The sequence below is a fragment of the Kitasatospora sp. NPDC057512 genome, from assembly GCF_042802135.1.
Lineage (GTDB): Bacteria > Actinomycetota > Actinomycetes > Streptomycetales > Streptomycetaceae > Kitasatospora.
The window spans coordinates 1-7472 of sequence record NZ_JBHVET010000413.1 but is presented as its reverse complement, the minus strand read 5'-3'; the positions used below and the strand labels follow the sequence as shown (position 1 = coordinate 7472).

The window sequence follows — 7472 nt, the reverse complement described above, 5'->3', positions numbered from 1 at the left end:
ACCGCGGCCCGCGCCGAAGTCCTGACCGAACGCTGACCGTCGGGCCCCGCCCGCGGCCGATCTCCGGGCCGTCGGGCCGTGGCGCCGGCTCCACCAAACCCCCGTGTTGGTGGAGCCGGCCGTCTTCGTGGCGGCCGCCCGGGCAGCGCCCCTCGGGGCACGGGTCCTCGGTGCGGCTGTCGGCTCCGCAAGTATATTGGCTCGCAGCCAACGAACGTTCGGAGCAGACACGATGGCACCTCGCGGGGATTCGGTCAATGAGGAGATGCGGCAACGCTCCCGCCGACGCATCATGCGGGCCACCGTCGAGCTGGTTGACCAGCGCGGATACGCGGGCACCACGCTGACGGACATCGCCGAGCGGGCCGGACTCGCCCGCGGGCTGCTCTCGTACTACTTCGACGGCAAACGGCTGCTGATGCAGTCCGCGACGCACCGGATGATGCACCAGTCGCTGGCCCGCGCCTTGGCGGAACTGGCACCCGGCTCCTCACCGAACGCCCGGCTGGCCCGGGCGATCGACACCGTGCTCGGGCTGGCGCTGGACCACCCCCGGGTGATGCGCTCGCACCTGGCGCTGATCCTCGACCCGGACACCGGCGCCTTCGTCCAGGACCCGGAGCAGCAGCAGCTCGGGGCCCTGCTCCAGGGGCTGCTGCTCGACTGGGGCGCGCCCGACCCGGTCGCCGAGCACGCCGTCCTGCGCAGTGCGCTGATGGGCGGCTGCATCGGGGTGCTGCTGCCGGGCGCCGAGATCCCGCTGGCGCCGATCCGGGCCGACCTCTTCCGCCGCTACGACCTGGCCTGGGAGCTGGGCCGCCCGCCGCAGCCGTCCCCGCCGGAACGCGAGAGGCCGCCGGCCCGCGACTGAGGGCGGATGGGCGGCCTGGCGGACCGACTGCCGGGGGCCTCGCGAGGGAGGGAGCTCACAGGCCCCGGACGGCAGCGGCTCAGCGTTCCTTCAGGATCGAGGCGAGCAGGTCTATCGTGCGCTCCGGCGTGAGACTGTCCACGCAGAGCCGCTCCATGACCTGGATGTAGGCGTCGACGTCGTCGCGCTTGTCCAGGTAGAGCGCGCTGGTGAGCTGCTCCAGGTAGACCACGTCCGCGAGGTCCTGCTCCGGGAAGCGCAGGATCGTGAACGCCCCGGACTCGCCCGCGTGCGCGCCGAACCGGAACGGCATGACCTGGATCACCACGTTGGCCTGCTCGGCGACGTCGATCAGGTACTGCACCTGACCGCGCATCACCTGGGGCCCGCCGACCGGCCGGCGCAGCGCGGCCTCGTCGATGACCGCCCACAGGCGCGGGCTGGCCCCCTCGGTCAGCAGTTTCTGGCGGCGCAGCCGGAGACTGACCCGCCGTTCGACCTCCTCCTCGCTGATGACCGGCCGACTCTGGCCGAAAACCGCCCGTGCGTACTCCTCGGACTGCAACAGTCCGGGGATGAACTGCACCTCGTAGGTGCGGATCAGCTGGGCGGCCTCCTCCAGGCCGACGTAGGTCTGGAACCAACCCGGCAGCACGTCGTTGAAGCTGTGCCACCAGCCGGACTTGTTGGCCTCGCGGACGAGGCCGAGCAGGGCTTCCCGCTCGATGCCGTCGTCCACGCCGTACAGGCTGAGCAGGTCGGCGACGTCGCGCTCCTTGAAGCTGACGCGGCCGAGTTCCATGCGGCTGATCTTGGACTCGGAGGCCCGGATCGCGTAGCCCGCGTCCTCGCGGGTGATGCCGCGCGCCTCACGCAGGCGGCGCAGCTGCGAGCCGAGGAGGATCCGGCGGACCATCGAGCCGCCGCCCGGCTGAACTGTGGTCATGCGGTCGAAACCTCCACCTAGGGCAAACAGCGCACAGTCTGCCATCAGTTGAGCGCTCACGGTGCCGATACTGACGGATGTTCCTATCAGTTCTGCACTCCACGCACCAGGATGCACGTGCATTCGGCGCTTGCATATGCCAATAGTGCGACTGCACGTGAATCGACTCTTGCATCTGCAGTGAGCGCACACCACCATGGTGCACGTGCACCTGCACATCCCTGGCAATCCCGCGGGCTCCGCGTCGACCCCACGCGCGACTCCGTGCACCGACCCGACGGCGTCCCCCGCGTCATCGGGCGTTCGAGTGCGCGGGCGCCTGGTCGAGGGGGCGGCCGAGCGGCCGAGCGAGTCGGAGGTGACCGGCATGACCCCGGCGGGTCCAGCCGTGTCCGCCCCCTTATGGGAGGAGCTCTTCATGAGCACCGGTACGGCTTTGGCGGTTGACCCCCTTGTGGTCACCTGTACGCTCGCTCCTCGCTTCGAAGCCGTCAGAACCGCGCGGGACTTCGCTCGGAGCACGCTCCAGCACTGGGGCCTGACGGAACTGTTCGACGACGTCGCGCTGGTGGCCTCGGAGCTCGTGACCAACGCGCTCCGGCATGCGATCGGCGCACGGCCCGACCCGTCGGGCGGTGCCCTGGGCGAGTACGACTTTCCCATACCGCCGACCGCGGACGGCCGGCTGCCGATCCGAATAAGCCTGGTGCACCGCGCACCCCAGGTGGTCTGCGCGGTGAGCGATCCGAGCAGCACCGGCCCGGTCGCCCGGGAGGCCGACTTCGTCGCCGAATCGGGCCGCGGGCTGCACCTGGTGGAGTCGTTCAGCCGCTCCTGGGGCTGGCACCCGCTGGGCAGCGGCAAGGTGGTCTGGGCGATGTTCGAGGCCGAGACGGTCGGCGGTTCCCCGCTGGACGGACGTCCCGGACTCGGCGGCCGCTCACCGCTCGACGGTCCCGTCGACGTCGGCGGACGGCATCGGCGCTCGGCCTAGGAAGGGCCCCGCGCTCCGGGCGGGCCCTGTACTCCCAGCAGGCCCCGTGCTCCGGGCGGGCCCGGCGTTCCGGGCGAGCCCTGACTCCGGGACAGGCCCTGCGCTCCGGAGGAGCCCTGCCGTCAGGACGTGCCACGCGCCGGACGGTGCGCGGCCGGTCGAGGGACACCCCGGGAGGACCACACCCCGGGCCCTTCCACCAGGCCCCGCCGAGAGCCTCCGGCACCACGGAACCGCGAGCGGCTCAGCGCGGCCGGGCGGGCCGGGCGGCCGGACGGATCCGGAGGAGACCTCCGGAGCGAAGACACCCGGAGGAGACAAAGACAAAGGCCGTCGTGGTGTCGGCACCCACGACGGCCCCCCGATGATGGAGCACGGCGGCCGGTCAGACCGCCAGGTGGTCGAACTCCCCGTCCTTCGCCCCCAGCAGCAGGGCGGAGATCTCAGCCCGGGTGTAGATGAGGGCGGGACCGTCCGGGAACCGCGAGTTGCGCATCGCCACATCGCCGCCCGGCAGGGCCGCGAACTCGACGCAGTTGCCCTGGGAGTTGCTGTGCCGGCTCTTCTGCCAGACCACCCCCTGGAGATCGGCGGCGGCCATCCCGTTGTAGGTGTCGTACGAGCCGTGCGTGTCCTGCGAGTCGTGCATAGAAATCTCCCGAAGAGCTCCGGAGTTGTCGTCCAGCGCGGCGCCCCCGGCACCGCCGAAACGAACGGACCGGCCCCGTACCGGTCCGGCACAACGCCTCACTTGACGCGATGATAGCCGCAGTGCACGTGCATCAGCACGGGACATTGCAGGTGCACGAGGCCTTTTACCCACGGCCGCGAACTCTTCACGGGCCCTTCCCCTGACGGTACGTAAACGGACATAGCCGATGAATCGTCGAGCCCGCGATAACCGGCCGTGAGCGGCTCCCCGCTGAATGTTGATCTTCGAATGCCGGGAGTCGCCCGCCCGTGACCCTCCGTCAAGCCGGCCTCATGCTGTGAGACATCTCACGCGCCCCGGGTGCAACGCCCGCCCCCTCGGATCGCGTCGGGACAAGCACCGGCCACCAAGCGGGGGTTGGGCGAGGAATGTCCGGATTGTAGGCAAAGCGCCCGGACCGGCGCCGGAGACGCACCGGGTCCGTACCGCGAGCACGCGAAACCCGTACGGCAGCCGACTGCAAGCCGGACGGGCCGATGTCCTACGATCTCCGGCATGAGCACCGCAGCCATTCCGGGCGCGCCACTGCCCGTCCGCACTCCAGGCTCCCGTGCGCGGGGGCGCCACCGTCGTCCCGAGCGCCCCGAGATCCCGGCCGGCGCCCCGGCCCTGGTGCTCGCCGTGCCCGCGACCGCCGGGCCCGAGTCCCGCTCGGTCGTCGAGGAGCTGCTCTCGATCGTCCGCACCGAGCAGAACGGCGTCCAGACCGCCGTCGGCTACCTCCCCGGTGACGGTGCGGCGGGCGCGAGCGACGAGGACCGCACCGTGGCCGAGCTGCTGGCCCTGGCCGCCGAGGCCGGGCGTCCGATGCCCGTCCTGGTGCCGCTGGTGCCCGGCCCGCACACCTTCCTGACCGGGCTTCACGCGCTCGCCGCCGAGTACGGCGCGCCCGTCACCGACCCGCTGGGCCCGCACCCGCTGCTGGCCGAGGCCGTGCACGTCCGGCTGTCCGAGGCCGGGCTGGCCCGGGCCGACCGCGCCCGGCTGTTCGCCATCGCGACCGCCGCGGACGGCGTGGTGCTGACCACCGTCGGCGGCGAGGACGCGGCCGCCGCGGCCGGCATCACCGGCGTGCTGCTGGCCGCGCGACTGGCCGTGCCGGTCGTCGCCGCCGCGCTCGACGTGCCCGGCTCGGTGGCCGCGGCCGTCAACCACCTCAAGGACACCGGCTCGCAGCGCCCGGCGCTGGCCCCGCTGGTGATCGGCCCCGAGGCGGACTCCGAGCTGCTCGCCACCGCCGCCGAGGAGACCGGCTGCCCGTCGGCCGCGCCGCTGGGCGCCTACCCGTCGGTCGGCCAGCTGATCGCCTCCACCTACCTGGCCGCGCTGCCCACGCCGTCCCCGGAGGACCTGGCGCGGGCCGAGGCGGAGGCGGCGGCCGCCGCCGAGGCCGAGGGGGTCGTCGAGGGCTCTCGCGGCGCCCACGCGGCCGCCGAGGGGCACGCCGGACAGTAAGTCGACACCGCGCGCCGGATCGCGCGCACCGAAGGGCCCGGAACGGATCGCGTTCCGGGCCCTTCCGCGTACTCCCGCCACTCCGTCCGTCCCGTACGAGAGTCACGCGGCAATGAAGTGGAATGTCCGTTCTGGCGCTATTTGAAAGGAAATCGGGAACGCGGATTCGCGCGCTCCGATCGCGACCGCTCCCCCACCCGCCGGAGTGCGCCGCTCCTCGATTCGACGCTCCGTCACGCTACTCCTGAGGCAGAGCCAGTTGTCGACTTCCACAGCGGCGTTGCTTGAAAACGATCATTTACGATCATGGCGAGTGGCAATTTTGGCAGTTTCCACTAAACCGTGATGCACATCACAGTGGTTTGCAGTTTGAACTTAAGTCTGATTAACGTGCTCCCCGTTCGTGACCACACGAACCCGGTCATCCGCAACGCCGAGTCCTGCCGTCGGATGTCCTGGAAGCGCGAAAACGCACCACGGCAGGAGCGGGGGACCCACAGGTAAGTCGCCCCGGACCGCTCTCCGGAACGGTCCAGGGCTAGGGGTGAAGCCGTGCTCACCGCACGGCCGGGCAACTCCAGCCCGAATCCGACAGCTCACCTCGCAGGCGTGGGAGAGGACCGCGTCTTCATGCTGCCCACCAACGGCACCCGTCTGTCCGGCCGTACCCGTCGCGTGATCGCCGCCCTCGGCGTCGCGGGCGTCGGCCTCACCGTCCCCTGCCTCACCTCGGGCACCGCCTCGGCCGCCTCCGTCGCCACCTGGGACAAGGTCGCCCAGTGCGAGAGCGGCGGCAACTGGAGCATCAACACCGGCAACGGCTTCTACGGCGGCCTCCAGTTCACCTCCAGCACCTGGTCCGCCTTCGGCGGCACGGCCTACGCGGCCCGCGCCGACCTGGCCACCAAGGACCAGCAGATCGCCGTCGCCGAGAAGGTCCTCGCCTCGCAGGGCCCCGGCGCCTGGCCGGTCTGCTCGGTCCAGGCCGGGCTCACCAAGGGCGGCGCCGCGGCCGCCGTTGACACCTCGGCGGGTTCCACCGCCGCCAAGCCCGCCGCGCCCGCCCAGAGCGCCAAGCCGGCCGCTCCCGCCGCGAAGCCCAGCGCCAAGCCCGCGCAGCCCCAGACCCCCGCCGCGAAGCCCGCCGTGCCCGCCCAGGGCGACGCGCAGGCCTCCACCGACTCCGCCGCCTCCGGCAACCGGAGCGACTGGGTGCAGAAGCGCCAGCAGCAGGCCCAGGGCGGCGACTACACCGTGGTCGAGGGCGACTGGCTGTCCGCGATCGCCGACCAGCACAACGTGCAGGGCGGCTGGCAGCGGCTGTACGACCTCAACCGCGGCACCCTGACCGAGGGTCCGGACACCATCTACCCGGGCCAGCAGCTGTCCTTCGGCGGCAACGGCCAGGCCCGGGCCGGCCAGTCCTCCGCCGGCACGTCCGGCTCGGACTTCACCTGGTTCGACCGCTCGCAGAAGTCCGGCCAGTCCGCGAACGGCGGTGCCGTGAACGCCCAGCCGACCGCGCAGCCCCAGGCCCCGGCCGCCAAGCCGTCCACCAAGCCGGCCGCGAAGCCCGCTCCGCAGACCCAGACCCAGACCCAGACCCAGACCCAGGCGCCGGCCGCGACCGGCAGCATGGCCGCCGCGGTCTCCTTCGCCGAGTCGAAGGTCGGTCAGGCGTACGTCTACGGCGGCACCGGCAACGGCGGCTGGGACTGCTCCGGCCTGACCCAGGCCGCACTGCGCGCCGCGGGCATCTCCGTCCCGCGCGTCGCCGCCGACCAGGCCGCCGCCAGCACCCACGTCTCGCTGGACAGCCTCCAGGCGGGCGACCTGCTGTTCTGGTCCAACAACGGCAAGGACTCCGGCGTCTACCACGTCGCGATCTACGTCGGCAACGGCAAGTACGTCGAGGCCGCCAACCCGAGCTCGGGCGTCCGCGAGCAGAGCATCGCCAACTGGGCCCCGGACTTCGCCGGCCGGGTCTGAGGACGGCGCACGGTCCACGGCGCAGGGTCCACGGCGCACGGCTGACGGACGTCGGCCATCCGCCGCCGCCCCCGGGGAGAGTCTGGTCGCTCCTCCCCGGGGGCTTCGGCGTTCCCGACGTTCCCCGGCCGCGGTTCCGCCCTGTTCCGTGGTGGATCGCCGCCCCAACGGGCATGCTGCTGCTCTGCACCCGAGGAGGAGTCACATGGCCCAGGTCACCGTCACCCTCGACGCGAACCTCGCGATCGACGCGATGATGCTTTCCGGCACCAAGAGCCCCCAGGACGCCGTCGAGCTGGTCCTGCGCGACTACCTGGCCCGCGGCCGCCGCACCGAGACCCGTACCGGCGAGGCCGCCGACGGGCACCGCCTGACCGCCGACCGCCCGACCGCCCAGGAGGGCTGACCCGCCCGACGGTCCGCGACGGCCGACCGCGCGCACGCCGACGGGCCCCGGAGAGCGATCGCCCTCCGGGGCCCGTCCGACGGCCGTGGCGGCCGGGGC

General features: G+C 72.3%; 7 protein-coding genes and 1 riboswitch. Of the genes, 5 read left to right on the top strand and 2 right to left on the bottom strand.

The window, feature by feature from the left end:
- The first annotated feature begins 265 nt into the window (after window positions 1–265).
- Entirely contained in the window at window positions 266–871 is a 606-nt protein-coding gene (locus tag ACFU6K_RS24620; protein WP_380666414.1) for a TetR/AcrR family transcriptional regulator, read from the top strand.
- A gap of 79 nt (window positions 872–950) precedes the next feature.
- On the opposite strand, the gene ACFU6K_RS24615 is transcribed toward ACFU6K_RS24620, so the two are convergent.
- The gene (locus ACFU6K_RS24615) at window positions 951–1817 is read right to left on the bottom strand and encodes a helix-turn-helix transcriptional regulator (RefSeq protein ID WP_049650560.1); all 867 of its coding nucleotides are present in this window, start codon (window positions 1815–1817) and stop codon (window positions 951–953) included.
- 418 nt (window positions 1818–2235) lie between these two features.
- Between ACFU6K_RS24615 and ACFU6K_RS24610 the strand changes: the two genes are divergently transcribed.
- Entirely contained in the window at window positions 2236–2811 is a 576-nt protein-coding gene (locus ACFU6K_RS24610; protein WP_380666411.1) for an ATP-binding protein, read from the top strand.
- Window positions 2812–3196: 385 nt separating this feature from the next.
- Here ACFU6K_RS24610 and ACFU6K_RS24605 read toward each other — a convergent pair whose 3' ends face one another.
- Window positions 3197–3460, bottom strand: a complete 264-nt coding sequence (locus ACFU6K_RS24605; RefSeq protein WP_074004386.1) for a DUF397 domain-containing protein — start codon at window positions 3458–3460, stop codon at window positions 3197–3199.
- 558 nt (window positions 3461–4018) lie between these two features.
- On the opposite strand from ACFU6K_RS24605, the gene ACFU6K_RS24600 reads away from it, so the two are divergent.
- The 3 genes from ACFU6K_RS24600 (at window position 4019) to ACFU6K_RS24590 (ending at window position 7373) form a co-directional block, all read left to right on the top strand.
- A complete protein-coding gene (locus ACFU6K_RS24600; RefSeq protein ID WP_380666409.1) occupies window positions 4019–4978 on the top strand; it encodes a hypothetical protein in 960 nt (319 codons plus the stop codon).
- 431 nt (window positions 4979–5409) lie between these two features.
- A riboswitch (cyclic di-AMP (ydaO/yuaA leader) is annotated at window positions 5410–5596 on the top strand.
- Window positions 5588–6967: a transglycosylase family protein gene (locus ACFU6K_RS24595; protein ID WP_380666407.1), complete on the top strand. Its 1380-nt coding sequence runs from the start codon at window positions 5588–5590 to the stop codon at window positions 6965–6967. Its footprint overlaps the riboswitch before it by 9 nt.
- 205 nt (window positions 6968–7172) lie before the next feature.
- A complete protein-coding gene (locus ACFU6K_RS24590; RefSeq protein WP_117492512.1) occupies window positions 7173–7373 on the top strand; it encodes a hypothetical protein in 201 nt (66 codons plus the stop codon).
- Window positions 7374–7472: the final 99 nt, after the last annotated feature.